This is a genomic window from Lysobacter sp. TY2-98, from assembly GCF_003367355.1.
Taxonomy (GTDB): Bacteria; Pseudomonadota; Gammaproteobacteria; order Xanthomonadales; family Xanthomonadaceae; genus Cognatilysobacter.
In genome coordinates, this window is the sequence record NZ_CP031413.1 from 1,443,631 (window position 1) to 1,468,410 (window position 24,780).

At 66.3% G+C, this 24,780-nt stretch carries 23 protein-coding genes and 1 tRNA gene; 12 read left to right on the forward strand and 12 right to left on the reverse strand.

Annotated elements, in window-relative coordinates:
• Positions 1-7: 7 nt before the first annotated feature.
• The 3 genes from DWG18_RS06790 to rnt are packed head-to-tail and all read left to right on the forward strand — an operon-like array spanning position 8 to position 2,312.
• Complete coding sequence (locus tag DWG18_RS06790) at positions 8-874, forward strand: DUF692 domain-containing protein (RefSeq protein ID WP_115646499.1); 867 nt, start codon at positions 8-10, stop codon at positions 872-874.
• A complete protein-coding gene (locus tag DWG18_RS06795; protein WP_115646500.1) occupies positions 864-1,619 on the forward strand; it encodes a putative DNA-binding domain-containing protein in 756 nt (251 codons plus the stop codon). The genes DWG18_RS06790 and DWG18_RS06795 overlap by 11 nt, the downstream gene beginning before the upstream one ends.
• Positions 1,620-1,646: 27 nt before the next feature.
• Positions 1,647-2,312 (forward strand): ribonuclease T, encoded by a 666-nt coding sequence (rnt, locus tag DWG18_RS06800; RefSeq protein WP_115646501.1) that lies wholly within the window; start codon positions 1,647-1,649, stop codon positions 2,310-2,312.
• Positions 2,313-2,316: 4 nt separating this feature from the next.
• Here the strand turns inward: rnt and DWG18_RS06805 are convergent, their stop codons facing one another.
• The 6 genes from DWG18_RS06805 to DWG18_RS06830 form a co-directional block, all read right to left on the reverse strand.
• Complete coding sequence (locus tag DWG18_RS06805; RefSeq protein ID WP_162823739.1) at positions 2,317-3,063, reverse strand: anti-sigma factor; 747 nt, start codon at positions 3,061-3,063, stop codon at positions 2,317-2,319.
• A 2-nt stretch (positions 3,064-3,065) separates the two neighbouring features.
• The gene (locus tag DWG18_RS06810) at positions 3,066-3,626 is read right to left on the reverse strand and encodes a sigma-70 family RNA polymerase sigma factor (RefSeq protein WP_115646503.1); all 561 of its coding nucleotides are present in this window, start codon (positions 3,624-3,626) and stop codon (positions 3,066-3,068) included.
• Between the two features lie 170 nt (positions 3,627-3,796).
• On the reverse strand, positions 3,797-4,069 hold the full coding sequence (locus DWG18_RS06815) for a hypothetical protein (protein WP_115646504.1): 273 nt from the start codon (positions 4,067-4,069) through the stop codon (positions 3,797-3,799).
• Positions 4,069-4,830 carry a 23S rRNA (guanosine(2251)-2'-O)-methyltransferase RlmB gene (rlmB, locus tag DWG18_RS06820; protein WP_115646505.1) on the reverse strand — a complete coding sequence of 254 codons (762 nt, stop codon included), beginning with the start codon at positions 4,828-4,830 and terminating at the stop codon, positions 4,069-4,071. The genes DWG18_RS06815 and rlmB overlap by 1 nt, the downstream gene beginning before the upstream one ends.
• Before the next feature lie 153 nt (positions 4,831-4,983).
• A complete protein-coding gene (gene rnr, locus DWG18_RS06825) occupies positions 4,984-7,269 on the reverse strand; it encodes a ribonuclease R (RefSeq protein WP_240318646.1) in 2,286 nt (761 codons plus the stop codon).
• Positions 7,270-7,464: 195 nt separating this feature from the next.
• Entirely contained in the window at positions 7,465-8,463 is a 999-nt protein-coding gene (locus DWG18_RS06830) for a CorA family divalent cation transporter (RefSeq protein ID WP_115646507.1), read from the reverse strand.
• A 104-nt stretch (positions 8,464-8,567) separates the two neighbouring features.
• Between DWG18_RS06830 and DWG18_RS06835 the strand changes: the two genes are divergently transcribed.
• Entirely contained in the window at positions 8,568-9,191 is a 624-nt protein-coding gene (locus DWG18_RS06835) for an RES domain-containing protein (protein WP_115646508.1), read from the forward strand.
• Positions 9,192-9,248: 57 nt separating this feature from the next.
• Here DWG18_RS06835 and DWG18_RS06840 read toward each other — a convergent pair whose 3' ends face one another.
• The gene (locus DWG18_RS06840) at positions 9,249-9,437 is read right to left on the reverse strand and encodes a hypothetical protein (protein WP_115646509.1); all 189 of its coding nucleotides are present in this window, start codon (positions 9,435-9,437) and stop codon (positions 9,249-9,251) included.
• 379 nt (positions 9,438-9,816) lie between these two features.
• Between DWG18_RS06840 and DWG18_RS06845 the strand changes: the two genes are divergently transcribed.
• The 5 genes from DWG18_RS06845 to DWG18_RS06865 all read left to right on the forward strand — a co-directional run bounded on the left by DWG18_RS06845 (position 9,817) and on the right by DWG18_RS06865 (position 14,962).
• Positions 9,817-11,022 (forward strand): DUF6161 domain-containing protein, encoded by a 1,206-nt coding sequence (locus DWG18_RS06845; protein WP_115646510.1) that lies wholly within the window; start codon positions 9,817-9,819, stop codon positions 11,020-11,022.
• 7 nt (positions 11,023-11,029) lie between these two features.
• A complete protein-coding gene (locus DWG18_RS06850; RefSeq protein WP_115646511.1) occupies positions 11,030-11,908 on the forward strand; it encodes a hypothetical protein in 879 nt (292 codons plus the stop codon).
• Positions 11,905-12,699, forward strand: coding sequence for a hypothetical protein (locus DWG18_RS06855; RefSeq protein ID WP_115646512.1), 795 nt, complete (start codon positions 11,905-11,907; stop codon positions 12,697-12,699). The genes DWG18_RS06850 and DWG18_RS06855 overlap by 4 nt, the downstream gene beginning before the upstream one ends.
• A 55-nt stretch (positions 12,700-12,754) precedes the next feature.
• Positions 12,755-13,702 (forward strand): HEPN domain-containing protein, encoded by a 948-nt coding sequence (locus tag DWG18_RS15250; protein ID WP_162823740.1) that lies wholly within the window; start codon positions 12,755-12,757, stop codon positions 13,700-13,702.
• Between the two features lie 345 nt (positions 13,703-14,047).
• Positions 14,048-14,962 carry a DUF72 domain-containing protein gene (locus tag DWG18_RS06865; protein ID WP_115646514.1) on the forward strand — a complete coding sequence of 305 codons (915 nt, stop codon included), beginning with the start codon at positions 14,048-14,050 and terminating at the stop codon, positions 14,960-14,962.
• 132 nt (positions 14,963-15,094) lie between these two features.
• On the opposite strand, the gene DWG18_RS15255 is transcribed toward DWG18_RS06865, so the two are convergent.
• The 5 genes from DWG18_RS15255 to DWG18_RS06890 all read right to left on the reverse strand — a co-directional run bounded on the left by DWG18_RS15255 (position 15,095) and on the right by DWG18_RS06890 (position 19,217).
• On the reverse strand, positions 15,095-15,349 hold the full coding sequence (locus DWG18_RS15255) for a hypothetical protein (RefSeq protein WP_162823741.1): 255 nt from the start codon (positions 15,347-15,349) through the stop codon (positions 15,095-15,097).
• A gap of 1,507 nt (positions 15,350-16,856) precedes the next feature.
• Positions 16,857-17,051: a hypothetical protein gene (locus DWG18_RS06870; protein WP_115646515.1), complete on the reverse strand. Its 195-nt coding sequence runs from the start codon at positions 17,049-17,051 to the stop codon at positions 16,857-16,859.
• Between the two features lie 279 nt (positions 17,052-17,330).
• Positions 17,331-17,759, reverse strand: a complete 429-nt coding sequence (locus DWG18_RS06880; protein ID WP_115646516.1) for a hypothetical protein — start codon at positions 17,757-17,759, stop codon at positions 17,331-17,333.
• 2 nt (positions 17,760-17,761) lie between these two features.
• Entirely contained in the window at positions 17,762-18,952 is a 1,191-nt protein-coding gene (locus tag DWG18_RS06885) for an integrase arm-type DNA-binding domain-containing protein (RefSeq protein ID WP_115646517.1), read from the reverse strand.
• A gap of 180 nt (positions 18,953-19,132) precedes the next feature.
• Positions 19,133-19,217: transfer RNA gene (locus tag DWG18_RS06890), tRNA-Leu, on the reverse strand.
• Positions 19,218-19,447: 230 nt separating this feature from the next.
• On the opposite strand from DWG18_RS06890, the gene parC reads away from it, so the two are divergent.
• The 3 genes from parC to DWG18_RS06905 are packed head-to-tail and all read left to right on the forward strand — an operon-like array spanning position 19,448 to position 24,763.
• On the forward strand, positions 19,448-21,691 hold the full coding sequence (gene parC / locus DWG18_RS06895) for a DNA topoisomerase IV subunit A (protein WP_115646518.1): 2,244 nt from the start codon (positions 19,448-19,450) through the stop codon (positions 21,689-21,691).
• A 37-nt stretch (positions 21,692-21,728) separates the two neighbouring features.
• A complete protein-coding gene (locus DWG18_RS06900; RefSeq protein WP_115646519.1) occupies positions 21,729-22,385 on the forward strand; it encodes a thiopurine S-methyltransferase in 657 nt (218 codons plus the stop codon).
• Between the two features lie 44 nt (positions 22,386-22,429).
• Positions 22,430-24,763 carry a penicillin acylase family protein gene (locus tag DWG18_RS06905; RefSeq protein ID WP_115646520.1) on the forward strand — a complete coding sequence of 778 codons (2,334 nt, stop codon included), beginning with the start codon at positions 22,430-22,432 and terminating at the stop codon, positions 24,761-24,763.
• The last annotated feature ends 17 nt before the right edge of the window (positions 24,764-24,780 follow it).

A 24,780-nucleotide genomic window follows, 5' to 3' on the forward strand; every position in this document is an offset into this window, starting at 1 on the left:
AGCGGTAATGGCCGCAGCCCGCCCTCTCGCTGCGAATGCTGCCGGCCTCGGCCTGCGGCGGGCCCTTCTGGGTCCGCTGCAGGCGGCCTCCGACGACACCGTCGACTTCATCGAAGTCGCGCCGGAGAACTGGATGGGTGTTGGTGGTGCATCGGGCGATGCGTTCGACGCCGTCGCGTCACGCTGGCCCGTCATCTGCCACGGGTTGTCGTTGTCCCTGGGCGGCCCGGGCGAGCTCGACGAAACGTTCCTCGCCAAGCTGCGACGTTTCCTCGACCGGCTCGGCAGTCCGATCTACAGCGAACACCTTTCGGCCTGCACCGACGCGCGCGGCCAGCTCTACGACCTGATGCCGCTGCCATTCCACCGCGCCGCGGTCGATCACGTCGCCGCCCGCATCCGGCGCACGCAGGACATCCTGGGCCGCCGTATCGCCGTCGAGAACATTTCCTACTACGCGACGCTCGACACCGGCGACGCGGCGGCCATGCGCGAAATCGACTTCATCAACAACGTCCTCGAACGGGCCGACTGCGACCTGCTGCTCGACGTCAACAACATCGTCGTCAACGCGACCAATCACCGCTACGACGCGCACGAATTTCTCGCCGCGCTTCCCGGCGAACGCGTCGCCTACATCCACGTCGCCGGCCATTACGACGAGGCCGACGACCTCAAGGTCGACACGCATGGCACGCCGGTGAGCGCGCCAGTGTGGGAGCTGCTCGACGCCGCCTATGCACGCTTTGGTCCACGACCGACGCTGCTGGAGCGCGACTTCAACCTGCCGCCATTCGATGAACTGCTCGTCGAACTTGGCGGCGTGCGCAGCCGTCTCGCGCAGGCAACGCGCGGGCGACGCGATGCCGCCTGAGGCCTTCGACGCGCTGGCGGCGCTCGGCGCGTACGTGCGCGATCCCGATCATGCTGCCGCGCCCGCGGGTGTCGAAGCGCGGCGCCTGAAGATCTACGCCGAGCTCGTCTTCAACAACGTCGAGTCGCTGCTCGCCGGGACCTTCCCGGTGATGCGGGCGACGCTCGGCGACGGCGTCTGGCTGGCTCTTGTCCGCGACTTCCTGCGCGAACACGACGCGCGCACGCCGGTGTTCACCGAACTGCCGCGCGAACTGATGCGCTACCTCGATGCGCGCGCCGACGCCGGCCGCGATGATCCGCCTTGGCTGCGCGAGCTCGCGCACTACGAATGGGTGGAGCTCGCGCTGCAGATCAGCGACGAAACGCCCGCCGGCATTGCGCATGATCCCCAAGGCGATCTGCGCACCGGCGTGCCACTGCTGTCGCCGCTCGCGTGGCCGCTCGCCTACGACTGGCCGGTGCAGCGCATCGCGCCGGGCGCGATTCCCGATACGCCCGAATCCACGCTGCTGCTCGTGCATCGCCGCGACGACGGCTCCGTCGGTTTCCACACGCTGAGCCCGCTCGCCTTCCACCTGCTACATCGCCTGCCGGAGTCGAATGTCTCCGGCGAATCGCTGCTGCGTTCGCTCGCGCACGATGTCGGCGCGCCCGACGTCGACGCCTTCATCGAGGCCGGGCTCGCACTGCTCGAGACCTACCGTCGGGACGGCATCGTCCTGGGCGCGCGTATCGCCAGCTGACGGCCGCGCCGGGGCCCGTCTGCTAGGCTGCCCGCCCCGCACCACCGCCGGTCCCCTGTGCCCTCACTCGCCACGCGCTTCCGCGGCTTCCTGCCGGTCGTCGTCGACGTCGAAACCGGGGGCTTCGACTGGAACCGTCATGCGCTGCTCGAGATCGCGGCGGTGCCGCTGGATCTGGACGCCGACGGGCGCCTGATTCCCTGCCCGACCACCAGCGCGCACGTCATGCCCGCACCCGGCACCGAGGTCGATCCCAAGTCGCTGGAAGTCACCGGCATCGTCATCGACCACCCGTTCCGCGACGCCAAGAACGAACGGCAGGCGCTCGACATCGTGTTCGCGCCCGTGCGCACGGCGATGAAGAAGCACGGCTGCCAGCGCGCGATCCTGGTCGGCCACAACGCGCACTTCGATCTCAACTTCCTCAATGCGGCGGTCGCGCGATCGCGCCATCAGCGCAATCCCTTCCATCCCTTCAGCGTGTTCGACACGGTGACGCTCGGCGGCGTCGCCTACGGGCAGACGGTACTCGGCCGCGCCCTGCAGGCCGCAGGCATCGAGTGGCGTGCGGAAGAGGCGCATTCGGCGGTGTACGACGCCGAACGCACCGCCGAACTGTTCTGCAAGATCGTCAACGCGTGGCCGATGCTCGGCGGCGTGGGCGCAGCGGCGAACGCCACGCCCGACGCCTGAGGCGTCACAGCGACAGCGTGCCTGCCGCCATCGGCTTGGACGACGGCACCTGCGGGGCGACCGGCTGCACCGGTTCCATCGTGATCGCGATCGTCCACTTCGACGTCATGCCGGCATGCAGTTCGGCCTTCGGCACGTCGACCCAATGCGATTTCCACGCGCCGACGTAGCCGAGCGCCTTCGGCTTCTGGCCCGGCGCGATCAACCACAGCACCGGCGCCATGCCGTCCTCATCCATCGCGCCCGGTACAGGCACCAGCCACATGCCGCCGCCGTGCATGTCGACCGTGGCGAGATAGGCGAGCTGGCCGTCGTTCTTCACCAGGCGCGTGACCGGCATTTCCGGCATCGGCGTGACCGCCTTGGGTGTTGCAGCAACCGGCGTGGATGGCGGGGTCGAACGCGGCACCTGCAGCATGACGACGGCGAGTGCGGCAGCGGTCGCGAAACCGGCCGCCGTCGCCGCCTTCCAGAGGCCGACACGCGGTGTCGAAGCACGCTCGATCGAAGCCCAACCCAGGCGCGTGCGGATGCGCGGCCAGACATGCGTCGGCACGGCGTCCTTCGGCAATTCGTCGTGCAGCGGCTCGAGGCGCCGCGCCCAGTCGTCGATCAGGCGCGCGAAGGCGGGATCGTGCGATGCGCGCAGGCGGGCTTCGCGGCGCGCGTGCGCATCGAGCACGCCGAGGACGTACTCGCCGGCGAGCAGGTCGGCGGACGGCGGATCGCGGTCGAGATCGTGTTCGCGCATGGTCATTGCTCCAGGCACGCGCGCAGCTGCAGCAGGCCGCGTCGGATCCAGCTCTTCACCGATCCCAGCGGCGCGCCGGAGCGCGTCGCCAGCTCTTCGTAGGTCGCGCCGTCGAAAAACGCAGTGCGGATCAGTCCGCGACGGCGTTCGTCGAGCCGCTGCATGCAGCGCTGCAGGCGTTCGCGATCGTCCGAGGCTAGCGCCGCGTCGATCGGCGTCTCGCCGTGGTCCGGCAGTTCCTCACCCAACTCGATCGCCGTGGTGCGCACGGTGTGACCCGGCGAACGCAGGCGGTCGATGCAGCGGTTGCGGGCGATCATCGCCATCCACGCCATCGCACTCGCGCGCGACGGGTCGAATTGTTCCGCCTTGTGCCAGATCGCGGCGAAGACTTCCTGCAGCACGTCCTCGGCCTCCGCGCGGTCCGGTAGCAGTCGCAGGCAGATCGCGAACAGACGCGACGACGCGGCGCGGTAGAGGCGTTCGAACGCGTCGCGGTCGCCCTGCGCGACGTCCAGCAGCAGGTCGACGTGCACGTCCGTGTCGCTCGCGACGGTGAGCATGGGGGCCTCGCGGAATCCGGGATAGGCGATGACGGTCACTGCGTCCCTCGATCGATGTCGGGGCCGGAGCGTTATGCCACCCGCGTCCAGCCCCCGCAAGCGCGCCGGAATGGCGCATATACGGGGCGACTACGGACGGAAGTGGCGGACGGATGCACTGTCCGTCGACCTCAGCTGCGGCCGCGTTCGCGCAGCGAGCGCGCGATGCCGTAGGCGCTGACCGCGATCCACGCGCTCTCCAGCAGCGCGACCGACAGATTGAACGTGCCGACCAGCGAGACCAGCACCGCGGCGGCGCCGAGCAGGTTCAACAACTGGTACGTGATGCCTGTGGCCGAAAGGCGACGCGACTGCGCGAGGTAGAACGCGAGCAGGATCGCGAACGAGCCGCCGAGACCGACGAGGTCGTACCAGTGCAGGGAAACGAGCGCACCGTCGTCCATCAGCGGGCACTCCGCTGGCGCACGGCCTCGAACAGCGTGACGCCCGCCGTCACCGAGACGTTGAGGCTCTCGACGCCGGTCTGCGCTGCGCCGGGCATGGGCACCGAGACGAGACCGTCGCAGGTATCGCGCGTCAGGCGACGCAGGCCGTCCGCTTCGCCACCGAGCACGAGGCCGACGTTGCCGCGCAGGTCGAGCGCGTAGAACGAGCCTTCGGCTTCACCGGCCAAGCCATACAGCCACACGCCGAGCTGCTGCAGATCCTTCATGGTGCGCGCGAGATTGGTGACCGGCACCACCGGCACGGCATCCGCGGCGCCCGCCGAGGTCTTGCGCACGGTCGCATTGACCTGCACCGACTTGTCCTTGGGGATGATCACCGCCGTCGCGCCCGCTGCCGCCGCACTGCGCAGGCAGGCGCCGAGGTTGTGCGGGTCCTGCACGCCGTCGAGGATCAGCACCAGCGCGCGCCCATCCGCCGCCGCGATCAGGTCTTCGAGTTCGTTCTCGCTCCAGGTGCGCGCCGCGATGTAACGCGCGATCGCGCCCTGGTGGCGCAGGCCGCCGGCCGCGCCGTCGAGCGCCTGCTGCGCCACGCGTCGCACCGGAATGTCCAGGCGACGCGCCTGCGATTCGATCTCCTGAATGCGGGGATTCTTCGCGCCCGCCTCCAGCAGCACCTCACGCACGTTCTCGGCGTCGTTCTGGAGCGCCGCCGACACCGCGTTGATGCCGGCGATCCACTGGTTCTGTTTGCTCATGCGCCTATTGTGCAGTGTGGCGCCGCGCCGCGCCGCGGACAGACCCCGCCCGCGACCAGCCCCAACGGGCCGCAACGCGGGAGAAAACCCGCTTCCCGGCTTCGAATGCGGCCGAGAAACCCCGGGGCCGCCGTGAGGCGGCGCGAGGCGAGGTCAATACGCCTGCTTCTTCCGCTTCGCCGGCTGCCCACGCGGCGGCAACGGCTTCAACCCGCCGCCGCCCTCCTCGAGCAGCCGGAAGTCGATGCGACGATCCTCGACACTCGCCTTCAGGACCACGATCCGCACCCGGTCGCCGAGGCGGTATTCGCGTCCACGGCGCTCGCCGGTCAGCGTCTTGCGCACCGGGTCGAAGTGGTAGAAGTCGTTCGGCAGCTGGGTGACGTGCACCAGGCCGTTGACCTTCGACTCGTCGAGTTCGATGAAGAGACCGAAGCTGGTCACGCCGCTGATCGTGCCGTCGAACTCGCCACCGACGTGCTGTTCCATCCACGCGGCGCGATAGCGTTCGTCGACCTCGCGCGCGGCTTCGTCGGCGCGTCGCGAACGCTCGGAACTCTCCAGCGACAGCTGCGCCATCTGGCTCGGTGAATACCTGTACTTCTCCGGCTTCGCACCACTCAACGCGTGCTTGATCGCGCGATGCACGAGCAGGTCGGGATAGCGGCGGATCGGCGACGTGAAGTGGGCGTACGCGTCCAGCGCGAGGCCGAAGTGACCGACGTTGGTCGGCGCGTACACCGCCAGCGCCTGGCTGCGCAGCAGCACCGATTCGAGGAGCGCAGCCTCGGGGCGCTCGCGGATCTTCTTGAGCAGTGCGGTGAAGTCCTTGGGTTTCACCTTCGACCACGCGGGCAGGCTCAGATTGAATTCCTTGAGGAATTCGAGCAGGTCTTCGTACTTCTGCTCCGGTGGGCGCTCGTGGATGCGGAACGGCGCGGGCACATCGGCTTCGATCAGGAACTTCGCGGCCTCGACGTTCGCTGCGATCATGCATTCCTCGATCAGCTTGTGCGCGTCGTTGCGCTGGAGCATGCCGGCCTGCACGACCTCGCCCTTCGGGCCGATCACGAAGCGCACTTCGCTGGATTCGAACTCGATCGCGCCGCGTCGTTCGCGTGCCTTCACGAGGATGTGGAACAGCTGGTGCAGATTCTCGATATTCGGCATCAGCGAACCAATGATGCCGCGGGAATCCTCGCGCTCTGCGTCGGTGACGTCGTCGCCGATCGCGTTCCAGACCTGCGTGTACGTGAGGCGCGCATGCGAATGCATCACCGCCTCGTAGAACTTCGATTCCGTCACCTGCCCCTTGCGATCCACCTGCATGTCGCAGACGAAGCACAGGCGATCAACCTTGGGCTTGAGCGAGCAGATGCCGTTCGATAGCGTCTCCGGCAGCATCGGCACGACGAAACCCGGGAAGTACACGCTGGTCGCGCGCTTCTGCGCCTCCTCGTCGAGCGGCGTGCCCGGACGCACGTAATGCGAGACATCGGCGATCGCGACGACGAGCCGGAACCCGTCTCGATTCGGTTCGGCGTAGACGGCGTCGTCGAAATCCTTAGCGTCCTCGCCGTCGATGGTGACCAGTGACAGCTTGCGCAGGTCCACACGTGTCGCGGCCGTGGCGGCGTCGACATCGACCGGAATCGACGCGGCCTCCTCCAGCACCGGCTGCGGGAATTCGTGCGGAATGTCGTGACCGTGGATCGCCGCCTGCACCGCCAGCGACGCGGTGAGCTTGTCGCCGAGCACGGTGAGGATGCGGCCGACCGGCACGTGCTTGCCGTCCGGCATCTCGGTGATCTCGCACACGACGACCTGGCCGGGGTTCGCATCGTTGCGCGCGTCCGGCGGAATCAGGATGTCCTGCTGCACGCGGCGGTCGTCGGGGATGACGAAGCCGACGCCCGCGCGCGTCTCGTAGCGGCCCATCAGGCGCGTCAGGCGACGCTCGAGGATCTCCGCGATCGCGCCCTGGCGACGACCGCGGCGGTCGACGCTGGTGACGTTCGCCAGCACGCGATCGCCGTGCATGACGCGGCGCATTTCGAACGGCGGCAGGAACAGGTCATCGCCATGCCCCGGATCGGGCTTGAGGAAACCGAAACCGTCGGGATTGGCGATGACGACGCCCGGAATCAGGTCGACCTGCTCCGCGGGGACGTAGGCGCCCTTGCGGTTCTGCAGCAACTGGCCGTCGCGCAGCATCGCGCGCAGGCGGAAATTCAGGGCCTCGCGGCGTTCGTCGTCGTCGATGCCCAGCTGCTCGGCGATCACGTCGATGGGCAGCGGACCGTCGGCCGACGCGAGCAGCCGCAGGATCATTTCGCGGCTGGCGATCGGTTTCTCGTAGCGCGCGGCCTCGCGGTGCGCGTGCGGATCGACCGTCGGCGCTTCGCCGCGGCCCCGCAGTGGACGCGGCGGCTCGGGCATCCAGGCTGGCCGCTGGGATCCATGCTTCCCGTGGCCGCCGGGTTTGCCGTGCTTGCCCGCAGGTTTGTTGGACGATGCACCGCGCGTGGGTGCCGACGGGCCGCCCTTGCCGGTGCCCTTGCCCGCGCCAGCGCGGGAGGATTTCTTTTGCTTCATGAATGGGATCGTCTCACACGTTCATGAAGGGGGTGTCGGCTAACGCCTGCTCCGTCGCAGCCGCCAGGCCGCCCACAGGCCCGAAACGAGCAGGACCGCACCGATCACGCTCGCGGTGATGTAGAACCCCGTCGCACCCGTGTCGAACAGGGGGGCCTGGAAGTTCATGCCCAGCACGCCGGCCAGCGTCGCCGCGAGCCCCATCGCGACGGTCACCACCGTCAGCGTGTAGACCGCCTCGTTCGTGCTCTCGGCGGTGCGCGAGGTGTAGAGGTCGAAACTGCCGTTGACGAGTTCGCGTGCGGCCTCGATCGCCTGCATCACGCGGCTGTAGCGCGCGCTCACCAGTCGGCAGTGGTTCTCCGCGGATTCGGACTGGCGGGGATCGAAGTCGGGGCGCCCCAGCGCATCGAACAGATCGCGTTGCGAGGCGAGGTGCCGGCGCAGGCGCGAAGCGAGATGGCGCAGCGCCTGCAGCTCGCTCAGATGCTCGGGACGCGGGCGGCGCAGGATCAGCAGCTCGAGCCGGTCGAGGCGCGTCTCGAACGCATCGCGGGCGTCGAGGTAGTCGGTGAGCATGCGATCCATCAGCGTGGTCGCGAAGCTGATCGCTTCAAGGCGGCCGACGCGCAGGTGGTCCGCTTCGTTGTCGAGCACGCCTGAAATGAAGTCCACGGGCTCGCGATGCACGGTGAGCACGATGTTGGGCCCGACGCCGAACACCACCGGGACCTCGTTCGGCCGGTTGCCGCTGTGCCAGTTCAGCGCGCGCACGTGCAGGTACTTCCATTCGCCCTGGACCGCCATGCCCAGCTCGCCCGCCGAGCCCGGTTCGAGGCGTTCGGGATCAGCGCCGAGGCGGGCCATCGTTTCGGGCAGGCCATTCGAACGCACGACGTCGACCCACAGCAGGCGATCGTCGGGCACCGGTGCGTACGCCTGCAGTTCGGAGTGGGCGACCTCGCGGCTGCGCTGGTCGCTCTCGAACAGCAGAGCTCGGACGGTGGACGTGGATGCGGGCGTCGCGGGGTTGGTCATGAAAAGCTCCTCGGCCGCTGCAGCTTCACGACTGCCATGAGTACGCCTTGTTAAAACCGGTCGACACGGGCGCTGAGCGCCCCCCCGGTTTCACGAGGTCCCTGATGCACACGCCCCACCCCTCCGTGATCCCTACGGACAAGGAACTCGACAACGCGCTGAAGCACACGTTCCCCGCCAGCGACCCGGTCTCGGCGACCGCCCAACTCACCGCGACGCCCACTTCCGACAGCTTGGGCGCCACCGAGCACAGCGTCGAACATCCGGGGGTGGTGACGGTCTATCGCGTCGTCGACGAGGACCAGAAGGACAAGCCGTTCGGTGCCGGGCCGACCGCCGCGGGGCGCTGGACGTCGGAGGGCACGCCGGCCATCTATGCCTCGCTGTCGCCCGCCGCCGCCTTGCTGGAATTCCTCGCCCACAGCGCGGGCGCGCCGCCGGAATCCGCGTATCTCGCGAAGGCGCACCTCCCGCGCGGCCGGGTGACCGTGGTCCAGGCGTATCCGTCGACGTGGCGCGACAGGCCGTATCACGCAGACGTGCAGCGCGTGGGCGATGCGTGGTCGAGCGAGCACCAATCGCTGGCCGCGCAGGTGCCGAGCGCGCTGTCGGAGGAGAGCTGCAACATCCTCATCAACCCCGAGCACGTCGACGCCCCGCTGATCCAAGGCGTGCACGTCATCCGCATCGACATCGACGAGCGCCTGCGCAACACGACGCGCCATTAGCCGACCTACATACGAGAAACCCGCGGACTCCGCGGGCTTCTCGTTTCGATCCAGTGGTCAATGCTTGCGCGGCTGGTGATCGCCGCGATCGCCCTGACCCGGGCCCGCGTCGTGCTTGGCGTGCTGCCGGCGATCCGCCGCCAGCGACCGCGACACGTTGTCGGACTCGGCGAAGCGGCCCTTCTCGTCGCGTCGCACGTAGCGCTTGTCACCGGGATTGGGTTCGATCAGCTCTCGCTTGCTCATGGGCTCTCCGTTTCGGTGCGCGTGGCCAAAACGTCGCGCCTTGGCGGTGAAGAGCGGGACAAGACCTGCGGCCACGTTCGACGCGCGTTCACTGCCGCGCCAAGGCGATTGCGGGAACGCATCCTCGGAACGCCACGCCGCGGGCGCCCGGAAACGAAAAAACCCCCGATCGCTCGGGGGTTCTTCGTAATGAGTGGTGCCCGGGAGAGAGCCCGAAAGACAGGCGCAACCTATTGATTAATCTGCCATTACCTTGGCTACGGTGCAGGCCGTCTCCCCATCCGTATCCCCACAGTTGCCGGGCAACGTGCGGCGCGCTCACGTGCCGCGCGGCCGTGCGCCGGGGCCGCCAAGCGGGGCGCCCGCTTATGCTCGGCGAATGAACCGATTTCCCGAGCCCATCTCTGCGCGCGTCTACGGCACGTCGCGCGTACTGACGTTCCAGACTGCAGAAGACGTTATCGCTTGGGCGGACAAAGAACGCAGCGTATGGCAGAGCTTTCCGGTTGAAGGCCTAACGTCCGCCATCCTGCGCGCCTATTGGGATGAACAAAGAAGTTACGCCGACGTCCTGCGCTCGCAGGCGAGTCAATACCTGACGCTGTCCGACGAAGAACGCGGCAACACCGTCGGCGGCGGCATTCGTCACCAAATCGCCGCGAATCTTGGCCTTGTGGAGCAGGGAATACGTCTTACCGCTGACCTACCAGCCCTGCCAGCAGTCGAGCGTCTGTGGCCACAAGCGCCGGACGTGGCGGCCCTGATAGTGGTCGCCGGCCGCACGGACGCCGCCAACATCCTCGGCAATTTCGGACCCAACCTCACGTTCGCCAGTCTCGGCCGCGCGTTCGAATTATTCGCCGAAGGACAACCTGCGGAAGATCCTAAATGGCTCCGCGCGCAGCGCGAGGAGATAGCGCAGGTCGTTTCTACACTGGAAGCGTTGCGCTCAGGCCTCGAAGCTTCTCGCGAAGCTGGCTCCGCCGCCGTGGTGGCGATGCAGCGCAAAAACGCCGAGAACTTAGAGGCACACGACGAAGCCGCCACGAAGCTCTTAAACGGCATCGAAGCGCAATGGGCGAAACTCAATCGCGTGTATGACGAGCAGTTGGCCATGGCTGCGCCCACACAGTACTGGTCAAAGCGTGCAAGCCGCCACGCAACAGGCGCTGCGATTGCGGGCGTTGCGTTCGCCGCGCTGGTCGTCGGCAGCTTGACGGCCTTCTTTGTCTACGCAATGCCGCACCTCGGGCTGATCTCGCTGCAGAAGAACACGTCCGTGGTACTGGCACTTGTTCCTGTGGTCGTGCCGGCGTTCGGGCTCATTTGGATCGCAAAGGTCGTCGCGCGACTTCTAAGCGAAAATCTTTCTCTCATGCGCGACGCTAAGGAACGAGAGACCATGGTCAAAACGTTTCTGGCGTTCATGCACGACGAGGAGCGCGGTGAGGCGCTATTAACCGACCAAGATCGGATACTCATCCTGCACGCGTTGTTCCGGCCGTCGAGCATCGCGTCCGTGGACGACAGTCCGCCTGTCCACTGGTTCGATATTCTCGCGAATAAGGTCGCGGACCGAAAATAAGCGATGGATGCAGCCCCGCGTCGCGCCGGATTTGCACTTTCATACTTTTTACGAGGATCCCGTGGGGAGAAAGTCGGCCCGTAGCAACGCCTTCAAGGACGCATTAGCTGTCGTCACCGTCGCGACGCTCTGTGTCGCGCTGTGGCTGCTGTGGGGCGCTGGATTTTTCCGGCCCGGCGGTTTGTACCCGGACGTTGAAGATCTCAACCGCATTGGCGGCTTCCTTGCCGGGGTGCTAGCGCCCGTGGTCCTCGCGTGGGCGGCACGGGGTTATTACCTGCAGCGGCGCCAGATCCTCCAGTCATTGGCCGCCACGCGGCGACAAATCGCACTGCAGCTAAAAGCCAATGATCTGAGTCGACGCGACCTCGAACTGCAGAAGGAATTGCGCGATGCCGCCGTGCGTTCGGAGGACTTGCGTACCGCACCCCGATTCGTCGTGCGGGACGAAGGCGTAACGTGCGGGACGAGACGGCTGGTAATCGGTGCGCTCGACTTCCAAGGCCTTGGAAACGCGCAGGTTCGTCTCGAATACGGACTGATAGCTACCCAAGCTATTGCGCTTGGAATTCGGGTGCGCATGACGTGCCTTGCTCCGGAGCCTGTGCAAGTTGTCGCGTTCGATCACCCCGGCAGTCTCCTTGAAGTCGGCCAGAAGCACGGCGTCTCGATCGACTTTCCACAGCATCGATTCGCTGAGCTAAACGAGCTCCCGCTGGTGTGCGAGGTCGAGGCGCGGCGCGCCGACGGCCGGGTGACATACCAGCGGTGGGTCTCGCCATATGACTGGGTCAGTTTTGCCGAAGACGCGTTCTATCCGGTCGACGAGGCCGGCAGTTTCGACAACGGTCTAGCGGCGTGCGTACGCATCGGAGACGCGGCATGAACGCCTCCTCACCCCCGGCAGGCGCCGTCAATCCCAATAGGCGCCCGCGCACGGACTGGGTAACCACGGCTCTCGTCGGGGCGACGCTGCTTACCTTGGGCGGCACCCTTGTATGGCTAAGGGGCGCCGGCTACCTCCACATCGGCGGCACCTTCCCGAGCTTGGATGAGCTCAACAAAATCGGCGGCTTCGTGGGCGGATTGCTGGCGCCCGTCGTCGTCGCGTGGGCGGCCCGCTCCTTCTACCTGCAGCGCCAGCAGCTCATCGACACGATCGAGGTCGCGCGGACACAGATTGATGTTCAAAAAGAAGCGAACATCCAGTACGCGGCCGACCTCGCCATGCAGAAGGAACAACGCCGCGAAGAGCGAGCCGCAGAGGAATATAGAACCGCACCCAAGTTCGACATCCTTGCCGGTGGAATTTCGTCCGATGCACATAACGGTCGTGAAATCCTGAGTTTCGCGGCGGTCAACGTCGGGCACACAGGAAATGGGCTGGAAATTCGAGTTGTCGCGTTAGGCAACCCCTCACGCTTGCTAGCGAGGCCGCGTTTCGATGGTCTTCATCCACACGGGGCGCGGCTCGAATTCAACGTTGCCGTGGCTGCAGGCGAGCGGCCGACACTGGGAGAACACGGGCTAACAATTTTGATCCGCTCGGAGCGGACGGACGGACGGCACGTCTTCGAGAAGCTTCTAGCGGACACCCAGCTTGCCGACTTCGATCTTGTCGAGTTCGTTCCGGTCGACTCAGAAGGCCGCTACAAACGCGACTGGGTCGAGCTGTGACTTCGCGCGTGCGCGCGTTTTCGTGCGCTGAATTGTGCGCCGGGCGGCGTCCGTCGTGACGACGAAGCCCGCCCCGACGATTCGCGATCTTGTTCCTGCGAGCTGGTCCAACCAGCACGATCACGTATGGCATGCCTTATACAGCATCGCTCTGGGCACGCCGGAAGAATTCAGGCCAGCGAAGCGTGTCGAGATCGATAACGCCGTGCTATTAGCCGGCTGGGGCTCGATAACGTACTTGGATGCAAGCAGTCAGCGCCTAAGCTTTTCCCACACAGGAGACGTCGTCGTCGATGGTGCACTTACACATCGGGACACGGGATTAGGCGCGTGGCTTTCCATACTGCAGCCATGCACGACAAATAGCCCTGCGAACGAATACGCACTGCGCGTCCGGGCAAGCGTGCTTGCATGCCTTCTTAACTGCGTAACCTCACGCAACTATGCTTACGACTTCATTGCAGAGAATTGCCTGTCACTTACGACCGACTTGGTGACCGTATCGGGCAAGACAGTTCTTGGTCCACACGCGTTCCGAGTACCTCGGCGCTCGGGACTGGATACGTTTGGACAAGCCGCCGACCGACTTCACGCGGCGCCCGCTCCACAGCGCAGGCGGATCGAACTATCGCTTCATTGGTACGACAAGGCACAGCGGTCGTTCGGCGTCGATAGCTTTCTCAGTAACTGGATCGCAATCGAAACGTTGGCCATGCCGGACACATCTCATGTGCGTCCTGTAAACGAGCGACTTTCCCGCATTTACGGGGTTTCGCCACCGCAGGCGGCCGCGACATTCCATGTAGGCCGATTGCTCAACCTTCGATCGAAAATCGTGCACGACGGTGAGGACCTGACGATCTATTCGCACCTTTCGGACTACGCATACGCGCTGTACGAGGATCTTCTCCATGACGCGCTCGGCATGCGGACGCACTATCTCGGCGCCTTCGCGTTGCAACCTGGGTTCGATTTCGATGACCTCCTGCGCCCCCGCCCGTAAGCGGTGACTGAGGGCAATCGCCACGGTGACTGGCAGCGCGACGTCTGCCTCGGCCGTTGCGGCGCTCGCCCTAAATGTCGGACACGCCGTCACCACCAGCGCGGACCCCGTCAAAGGTCGCTGGTGGTGACGTGGCCCCGGGCGCGTGGATGATCGGGCTGGAAGCGTCCCTGCCGGTATGGACTCACCGAGGCATCCCTCCTCGGATCAGTAGACCGGTCGCGCCCGGGGCAGAAATAGAATCGCCCGCCACTGCGCCTACGTCCGTCGGAACCGACCGTACCGTTATGTAGGACTTCTCCGCCGTCTCAGCTCGCCATCACGCCGACTGGCTACGATGGCAGCATGGCAATTCGAGTTGGCACGGCGGGCTGGACAGATCCCAGCCTTATCAAGTCGAAGCTCTTTTATCCGAAGGGCGTAAGTACGGCCGAAGAGCGGTTGCGGTACTACGCAAGTGTCTTCCCTATGGTCGAAGTCGATTCGACCTACTACGCGCTGCCGAGCGAATCGAACGCCAAGCTCTGGGTCGAGCGCACACCCGAAGACTTCGTTTGGAATATCAAGGCGTTCCGACTTTTCACCGGACACCAGACGCCTGCGAACGCCCTGCCCAAGGACATTGCGGAAGAGCTGTCGTCGCATTTCGAGGGCAAGCGGAACCTGTACTACAAGGACGTTCCGGCGGAGATCCGCGATGAACTGTGGAAACGATATGAGCGCGGCGTGCGCCCCTTACACAAGGCGGGCCGCCTCGCAGCGCTGCATTTCCAGTTCCCAAGGTGGGTGACGCCCGCGCCGGATTGGCAGCATCATCTGGAGGAATGCGTGGGCCGCCTGCCCGGATACCGGTTGGCCTTCGAATTTCGTAACCGGACGTGGTACGACGGCAAGCACGACCACAAAACGATTGCCATGGAGCGGGATCTAGGCGTCGCCCATGTTGTAGTCGATGAGCCGCAGACGGGCGCGTCGTCCATCCCGCAGGTATGGGAAATCGCGACACCGGACCTCGTCATTGTCCGCATGCACGGGCGCAATCACGAAACGTGGGACAAGAAGGGCCTCAAGGCGGCCAGCGATCGATTCGACTACGACTATTCCGACGCCGAGTTGCGTGAAGTTGCGAAGCCCATCGTCAAGCTTTCGCGGGATGTTAAGGACGTGCACGTCGTCTTCAATAACAACCGCGAAGACCAAGGGCAGCGAAACGGTCTGGCTCTGATGAAGATCCTTGGCAAGCTCGCGATTCGACCGTAGAGATCCTTCAACAGCTAAAGCGGCGTAGCAACAACGTGCTTGCCGACGCGCAGTCAAACGCAGGCGCACAGGCAGGAGCCCTTCCCGGACCGGCACTGTAAAGCGCTATTGCGCCACATGCTCAATCGGACGTTAGCGCCGCTCGTGTTTTCGAGGACCGGCCCAGAACATCCCCTGCTTGTCGACCCACCGCTCGGTGTAACGCTTGCCGGTGGACCTCGAAGCAACACGAAAGGTCATCGTCCCTTTCCAGTGGTGCAACTCGACGAACCAACAACCATCCCGCCGGCGGACCCATGCCGGCGTACAAAAATTGAAGCGAAGGTTGGAGCCTTCGTCATGGTCGAGCCAATAGAACGGGCCGCGAATCTTTGCCTTCTGCCACATGGTCAGCGACGTTCCGTCTGCCGCCACGCGAACTGCCGCGCCCAGCCGACCATTTCCCGCAATGCAGCGTCGTAGTCGGCGTGCGATGTCGGCTCGCAGTCGTGACTGCACCGAAGTTCCCAACACCCTGACGCGAGCAAGCTCGCATACGCGATGCGCGAGCCGCGGAAGCGGCATTCCAACATCTTCGCGGTGCGTCGATAACGCAAATCTGGGTGCGGATCCATGCGCGCATTGTCTGAGAGCCCGTCTCATCGGCTGCGCGCCCCTGTGGACAAGCGTCAACGCATCAAGCCCGGTCCACGCGCCGAGGCAAAGGCTTCGTGCCCGCTGAGTCGCTCGCCGGTTGCGTGCTGTTGTTGTGGAACAACTCCCGCCAATTATGGTTTCCGCGCGCAGGCGGGTCGTAGGCAGAACCATCGTCGCGCATGGCGCCGTGCGCGAGGACGCCAGCACGCCGTGGGCTCTGCCGCGACTGCGGCGACAGTCGAAGCGCCCGCCGCGCGGACTGACAAAGCGCCATGCACGCACGCCAATGCGTCATGGTGTCGCGTGTACGCTCCTTCCTCATGGCGACGAGCGCCTTGGAGGTTTCATCTACGAGCGTGCAAAGGTCGAGCATTGCACTGCGGTCGGCGGCGACGAAATGACCGGACGCAACGTCGTCGAACTCGGCAGCCCATATAGGGCGGAGATGAGCAGGCAGGTCGTCTGGCGGGAAAACGCGGTTCGGCCGATGGGACCATGCAGCATCACGTTTCATCGCGGCCTCCGGTTTTCGAAATTGTGGCCATTGTCGAAAAGGGCGTGGTGGGATCCGGTGGGGCGCCGTTCGCTAGGAATTGGGCGAATCCCCCCCGGGGGTCCCGGTCGAGGCGCGACGAGACGACGGGTCATCCGCCGTCCGCGCCACTTTCTCCGCCGGGCGAGCAACACGGCACATGGCACAGTCTCAGAGGTGCCCGCCGCAAGGGCCACAGCGGGCGGGCTTAACGCTATGACCGGCCCGACTTCCGGGCCTACGGCGCGGCTGCAGCGCCCACTGCTAGGGCTGCGTTGGCCCGTGGGACGGGCCATGGTGGCCCGCCCACGAGGCTTGCGATCGCATTTCGGTCGGCGAGGCAGCGGCTGCTTCCACAAGCCGGATGCGACGCCCGTTTCCGGCGCGTCGAGCTTGCCGTCGCAGCGATTGATCGGCTGCCACGTGAACCCGTAGAGGGCGGCCCGATGCCGCCCTCCCTGTCGCGTCAGTTGAATGAGCCCTGCGTCCGCCAGTTCCGCAATCCCCGCCTGCAGCGACGCGTGTGACGTCCATCCCCGAGCCTTCATCAGCGTTCGAGACGGCGACAGATCGCCGTTGTGTCCGTAGCGGTACTGCGCGAAGAGGTCGACGAGAAGGCGCTTCGCGTTTGCGGACAATCCCACGACCGCTTCGCTGTTGAGGACGGCGATCGGGACTGCGATGAACGCACCGTCCACGACGCGGCCCTTTTCCCGACGGCGGCGGTCAGACGCCATTGCGCACCCCATGACCGGCGATGCCCACGCTCACCACGGCGACGATATGACGTGCAAGGGCAAGCGCGGCGTCGGCACGCATCACGGTTTCCGCGCTTGGCGCGTGCGCCAGCTCCGCCAATGCCGCGCCGAGCTCGTCAGCGACCCGGTGCAGGTCGTCGAGAACGCGTCCATCCACGTTCACGGCGCACCTCCTTTCGAGTCGGCGGTTACCACGTCGGCAATCCAGCGGTCGACGGCGGTCGAAGCCCACCGGGCGCTGCGGCCGACGTGAAGGGGGCGCGGGAACGTGCCATTGCGGGCCATTCGCCAGAGCTGCGAGCGGGACAAACCGCACCGGCGCATCACCTCGCTCTGGGGAAGCAGGCACACCGGTTCGAAGGACTCTGCGTGTTTCATGGGGCTGCCAGGTATCGCCCGCGGTTCGGGCAACGCGACCATCGCAGCGCGCGCGCCGGTACAGTTATTGACCGGCGGCTCTTCTCACGTCGCGGACATGCCCGGGACTGCACTTGACCCGCCGAGCCACCTCCTCTGTCGACAGTGTGCGCGGCAGCGCCAGAATCCGTGCCTTCTTGGTAAGCGGGGCGTCGCGCTCGATTCTCGCGCGCATGCCCTTCGCTTGTTTCTGCGACGCACTCGACCGCCGTAGCGCCAAGCGGACGATCTCCTCGCGCTCGGCACACCATTCGCCCATTAGCTGGCTCGTGATGTGGAAGGCATCGGTCCATTGCCCTTCCGGCAGCAACCCGGCTTGCCCGAGCCGCAGGGCGAGCCTCTGCGCAAAAGCATCTCCTTCGGCCTTGCTCCAACCGATATCCGTCACCGGGCCCGGCCGCTCGAACTCGTAGCGAATCGACAAAGGCTGCGGCGGCGGCTTCTTGCGCGGCATCGCTACGCAACCAACTCGTCGAGGAAGTCTGCCCATGCCTGCATCACGCGGCGGCGCGCAGCTAGATGTTGCGTGCGGTCGTATGCCTTCGCGACATCACCCTTTTTCGCGTGGGCGAGCTGCGCCTCCAGCACATCGGCGTCAATGTTTAGGCGCTCCCGTCCTATCGTGCGTAGCGTTGCCCTAAACCCATGCGTGGCGTGTCGGCCCTTGAAGCCCATGTCACGCAGCGCCTTCGACAGGGAGTCACGATGGAGATGCGGCGTGGACTGCCGTGCTTGCGCCGGAAACACATATTCGTGCCCGCCGCTGAACTGACGCACGAACTGCAGGTCCTCCACTGCCTGCCGGGGCAACGGCACGATATGCGCGTGCCGGGTCTTCATGCGCGACGCCGGCACATGCCACTCGGACGCCACCAGATCGATTTCGTCCCAACGCGCGCCCGCCACGACGCCCGGCCGCATTGCGGTGTACATGGCGAGTCGCAACGCGCAGCGCGTCACGGGAGACCTGTAGTCGCGTAGAGCGATAAGCAGGTTACGCAGCTCCCGCATTTCGGTCGCTGCGCTGATGTGCGACTTCCCGTGCTTCGGCACGGTTCCCTTCAACGACAGAGTGCGGCCATCCTCACGCATACCCCGCTTGATCGCGAAGTCCACGATGCCGGCCAAATACTGCCGGGCCTTCACGGCAAGACTGGGCGCCACCTCGGCAATCGAGGCCAACACCTCGGCAGCATCTCGGGTCCGTAAGGCTGCGATGGATTTCCGCTTCAACCTCGGCACGAGGTATTCGGACACCACGTAGGTCGCTTTCCGCAGCGTCTCCGGCGCCCATTCCTTCGCCTTGAAGGCCAGCCACTGGTGCGCTACTGCCTCGAATGCCCCTGCCGTCTCCAATCGCGCGTCCGCTCGGGCTGTCTGCCGCGCGACGCCCGGGTCGGTACCGTTCCTGAGCAGCGCTCGCGCCTGATCGCGGTACTGCCTCGCTTCGGCGAGCGAGACCTCGCGCAGGTTTCCGAAGGCGATACGGTTCTCGCGGCCGTCGGGCCGGCGGTACTTGAAGCGCCAATGCCGCTCGCCTGAAGGGGTAACGATGGCGTGGAGACCGCCGCCGTCCCACAGCGGGAAATCGTTGTCCTTCGCACTGCGCAGGCGGACCTGCGTGAGCGGCGTAGCTTGGCGAGGCATAGCGTAGGGAGATTCTGGGCCCATACGCCGGATGGCGCTGGCGGCCGTCTCCCCAACCGTATCCTTACAACACCCGCCATGCAACGGGACTTCCGGGGCTTGCAAGCAACAAAAAAGCCCCGCTTTCGCGAGGCTTTTTGGTCGTTCCAGATCCGCGAGGGACTTCCTGAAACATTTGGATGGTGCCCGGGAGAGGACTCGAACCTCCACGGTTTTACCCGCTAGTACCTGAAACTAGTGCGTCTACCAATTCCGCCACCCGGGCCCGGCCAGCGACGTGGTCACTGGCGAGGGCGCGTATGTTCGCTGCCGGTGCACGCGATGTCAACGGGACGGCGTCCACAAGTCGCGCGCCGAAAGCGGTCGCGGCCGCTGAGACCTCCGACGCGGATGCTGAACGCCTCCAGCGCGCACGTAGAATCCATGCGAAATCGAACTCCCGCGGGCCGCGCCCGCGCCATCGCGAGCGCCGCTCGCGTCGCCTCCCGGACCTCCATGACCGATTCGCCCCGCTCCACCTTCCACGGCTTCGAGCAGATCCCGCTGCGCGAATACGCCGAGCGCGCCTATCTCGACTACTCGATGTACGTGGTGCTCGACCGCGCGCTGCCCTTCATCGGCGACGGCCTGAAGCCCGTGCAGCGCCGCATCGTCTACGCGATGAGCGAACTCGGCCTCAACGCGGGCGCCAAGCCGAAGAAGTCGGCGCGCACCGTCGGTGACGTCATCGGTAAATTCCACCCGCACGGCGACTCGGCCTGCTACGAAGCGCTGGTGCTGATGGCGCAGCCGTTCTCGTATCGCTATCCGCTGATCGAAGGCCAGGGCAACTTCGGTTCGCCGGACGACCCGAAGTCGTTCGCGGCGATGCGCTACACCGAATCCAAGCTGACGCCGATCGCCGAAGTGCTGCTCGGCGAACTCGCGCACGGCACGGTGGACTGGGATCCGAACTTCGACGGCACGCTCGAGGAACCGAGCTGGCTGCCCGCGCGCCTGCCGCACCTGCTGCTCAACGGCACCACAGGCATCGCCGTCGGCATGGCGACGGACGTGCCGCCGCACAACCTGACCGAAGTCGTCAGCGCCTGCGTGCGACTGCTCGACGATCCGGACGCCACCACCCGCGATCTCTGCGAATACGTGCAGGGCCCGGACTATCCGACCACTGCGGAAATCATCACGCCACGCAACGACCTGCTGCAGATGTACGAGACGGGCACCGGCAGCGTGCGTGCACGTGCGATCTGGCAGAAGGACGGCCAGAACATCGTCATCACCGCACTGCCGTACCAGGTCTCGCCCGGCAAGGTGATCGAGCAGATCGCGACGCAGATGCGTGCGAAGAAGTTGCCGTGGCTGGAGGACATCCGCGACGAATCGGACCACGCGAACCCGACGCGCATCGTGCTGGTGACGCGCAGCAATCGTGTCGACGTCGACCCGCTGATGGGCCACCTGTTCGCGACAACCGATCTAGAACGCTCGTATCGCGTCAACTTCAACATCATCGGCCTCGATGGCAAACCGCAGGTCAAGGGACTGAAGGCGCTGCTGAGCGAGTGGCTGCAGTTCCGCAGCGACACGGTGACACGCCGACTCACCCATCGCCTCGAGCGTGTCGAGCGTCGCCTGCACCTGCTCGAAGGCCTGCTGGTCGCGTTCCTCAATCTCGATGAAGTCATCCGCATCATCCGTTCGGAGGACGAGCCCAAGCCGGTGCTGATGGCACGCTTCGGCCTGACCGAGGAGCAGACCGACTACATCCTCGAAACGCGCCTGCGCCAGCTCGCGCGCCTCGAGGAGATGAAGATCCGCGGCGAGCAGGAAGACCTCGCCACCGAGCGCGACCGCATCCAGGCCATCCTGGCGAGCAAGGCGAAGCTGCGCAAGCTCATCAAGGACGAGCTGCTCGCCGACGCCAAGAAGTTCGGCGACGCCCGCCGTTCGCCGCTCGTCGCGCGCGGCGCCGCCCAGGCGATCTCGGAAAGCGAGCTCGTCGCCAGCGAGCCGATGACGGTCGTCGTCAGCCAGAAGGGGTGGGTGCGCGCGGCCAAGGGTCACGAGATCGATGCCGCGGGCCTGAGCTACCGTGAAGGCGATGAGCTGCTCTCCGCCGTGCGCACGCGCAGTACCGCGCAGGTCGCGTTCCTCGATTCGACCGGTCGCGCGTATTCGGCGGCCGTGCACACGCTGCCTTCGGCGCGCGGCAACGGCGAACCGCTGACGGGTCGCTTCTCGCTGCCATCGGGTGCGGCGATCCAGGCGCTCGCGAGTGGCGAGGGCGAACAGACCTTCCTGCTCGCCAGCAGCCACGGCTATGGCTTCGTCACCAGGTTCGACAACCTCGTCGGCCGCAACAAGGCCGGCAAGGCGATGCTGTCGCTGACGCCGAACGCCGAGGTGCTGCAGCCCGCCATCGCGCCGACGAGCAAGGGCGCGCGCGTCGTCGCCGCCACGAGTGCCGGCCACGTGCTGGCCTTCGCGGTCGACCAGTTGCCCGAGATGGATCGCGGCAAGGGCAACAAGATCATCGACATTCCTAAGGCGAAGCTCGGCACGGAGCGCGTCGTCGACGTGGTCGTGGTGACCCCGGAGCAGTCGGTAGTGGTGATGTCGGGCGCACGCACGATGACGCTGTCGTACAAGGACCTCGACACTTATGTCGGCCAGCGCGCCACGCGCGGCGGGCTCTTGCCGCGCGGTTGGCAGAAGGTCGAGGGGCTCGTCGTCGAGTAAGCGACGCGCCCTTCCTACAGCCCACCCGAGGAACGCAATGGACGCAAGCTTCTGGCATCAGCGCTGGCAGGACAACCGCATCGGCTTCCATCAGGACAAACCGACGCCGCTGATGCTCAAGCATTGGCCGTCGCTCGGCGTGGCGGCCGGCGCGCGAGTGTTCGTGCCGCTGTGCGGCAAGTCGCTTGATCTCGCGTGGTTCGCGTCGCAGGGGTACGAGGTACTTGGCGTCGAGCTGTCGTCGCGTGCGATCGAGCAGTTCTTCGCCGAGCACGCATTGACGCCGGATATCGTGGACACACGTTACGGCCGTCACTACCGAGCCAACGGCATCGAGATCATCTGCGGCGATGCGTTCGCGCTCGACAACGACGCTCTGCGCGAGTGCGACGCGGTATTCGATCGCGCTGCGCTGATCGCCCTGCCCGACCCCATGCGCGAGCGCTACGTGGCCGAGCTCTACGCCCGCCTGCCGGCGCACTGTCGCGGCCTGCTGATCACGTTGGAATATCCGCAGCACGAGAAGTCGGGGCCGCCGTTTTCGGTGGACGAGCCCGAAGTGCGCGAGCGTTTCGGCCGCGACTGGCGTGTCGAGCTGTTGGAGCGTCGCGAGATCCTCGGATCGCAGCAATCCTTCGTCGACGAAGGCGTGACCCGACTGTCGACCGCCGTCTACCGCCTCGACCGCCGCTGATTCCCGCCGCGCGTACAGTACGGCGGGGATCGCGAGGGGACGGCATGAAGCGTTGGATACGGTGGATCGCGCGACTTGCCGTCGCGCTGGTGGTGCTCGTCGCGGTGGTCGCTGCGGGCATCTGGTTCGCGATGCGGGGCAGCGTGCCGCGCATGGATGGCCGCGTCGCCCTGCCCGGTCTCTCCGCACCCGTCACCATCCAGCGCGACGCGCTCGGCGTGGTCACCATCGACGCGGCGAACGAAGCCGATGCGATGCGCGCGCTGGGCTACGTGCACGGGCAGGAACGCTATTTCGAGATGGACCTGATGCGGCGCGTTGCCGCGGGCGAACTGTCGGAGCTGTTCGGCATGCGCGCGTTTCCAATGGACGCGAAGCATCGTCAGGATCGGCTGCGCGCGCGTGTCGCCTCGCATCTCGACGCCGCGCTGGGCGAGCGCCGCAGCGTCGTCGAAGCTTACGTAGCGGGCGTCAATACCGGCGCCCACTCGCTGAAGGTGCGGCCATGGCCCTACCTGCTGCTGCGACAGTCGCCGCGCAAGTGGGCGATCGAGGACACGCCCCTGGTCGGGTATGCGATGTATTACGACCTGCAGGATGCGACCGGTGCGCGCGAACTCGCGCTGTCGCGCGTGCTGCCGACGCTGCCGGCACCGTTGCAGACCCTGGTCCGCCACGACGGCAGCAGCTGGGATGCGCCGCTGGAAGGCGAGCCGCGCGGCGATGCCACGTTGCCGACCGCCGCTCAGATCGACCTGCGCCGCTGGGCAACGCAGGCCAAGCGCATCGAGCCGCTGACGCCGAAGCAGGAAGTCGGCAGCAATAACTTCGCCGTTGCCGGCGCCCTGACACACGATGGCCGCGCCATCCTCGCCGACGACATGCACCTCGGCCTGCGCGTGCCTGACATCTGGCTTCGCGCGCGCCTGCGCTATGCCGACGCACGCGCACCCGGTGGCCGCGTCGACGTCACCGGCTTCACCCTGCCCGGCCTGCCGGGCGTCATCGTCGGCAGCAATACGCACGTCGCCTGGGGTTTCACCAACAGCTATGGCGACTGGCTGGACTGGGTGGTGGTGCCGAACTGCCACCGCGCCTCGTGCCCGGCCGCGCGCAAGGTGCGCGAGCGCGTGCTGCCGAACGCGACGGTCGTGGTCTACGACACGCCGTGGGGCCCGATCGACCACTTCGATGCGCAGGACCGCGCGCTTGCGCGTCGCTGGGTCGCCCACCTGCCGGGTGCGTTGAACCTCGGCCTGCTCGACATGGCGACCGCCGGCTCGATCGACGATGCGATGCGCGTCGCCGACCGCACCGCGATCCCCGCACAGAACCTGCTGCTCGCCGATCGCAGCGGACGCATCGCGTGGCGGCTGCTCGGGCCGGTGCCGCAGCGCGCGCCGGGCTGCGAGGCTGCAGGCGTTTCGGACGGTGCGACCTGTCCGCCGTGGTCGTTCTCGACCGCCGGGGCGCCCGCAGTCATCGATCCCGCGTCCGGCCGCGCATGGTCGGCGAACGCACGCGTTACCGACGGCGACGATCTACACCGCATTGGCGACGGCGGCTACGTGCTCGCGGTGCGCGCGCGCCGCATCCGCGACGACCTAATGGCCAAGCAGCAGTTCAACGAACGCGACCTGCTCGCGATCCAACTCGACGATCGCAGCGTATTCCTGCAGCGCTGGGCGACGCTGTTGCACGAGGCGGCATCGCGCAGCCCGAAAGATTCCCCGTTGCGTGCGCTGGATCTCCGCCCGCTGGAACCGCGGGCGAGTGCCGATGCCGTGCAGTACCGCCTCGTCCGTGCCTGGCGGCAGTCGGTGCTCGATCGCGTGCGCGAAGGCCTGCTGATGCCGGCACGCATCGCGCTCGGCGCAGACGCCGACATGCCCGAGCTGCCTCAGCTCGAAGGCGTCGCATGGCCACTGGTCACGCAGCGCCCCGCGAACCTGCTGAACCCGCGCTTCGCGTCATGGGACGCGCTGTTCGACGACGCCGCGGCGCACGTCCGTGATTCGCTGGGAAAGAAGGGTCCGCTGCGCGACCGCACCTGGGGCGAGCGCAACACCGCGGCGATCTGCCACCCACTCGCCGCCGCGCTGCCCTTCGCGCGCCGCCTGCTGTGCATGCCGATGGAACCCCTGGACGGCGATGGCCTGACGCCGCGCGCCGTTGCGCCGGATTTCGGTGCGTCGCAGCGCATGGTGGTGGCGCCGGGTCATGAAGCCGATGGCATCGCGCATGTGCCCGGCGGCCCGACCGGCAATCCCGCATCGCCCTACTGGGGCGCCGGCCACGACGACTGGGTGCACGGTCGCCCCACGCCATTCCTGCCCGGCGCGACCACGCATCGCATGACACTGGAGCCGGCGCGCTGACGGCGCGCGATTTAGGA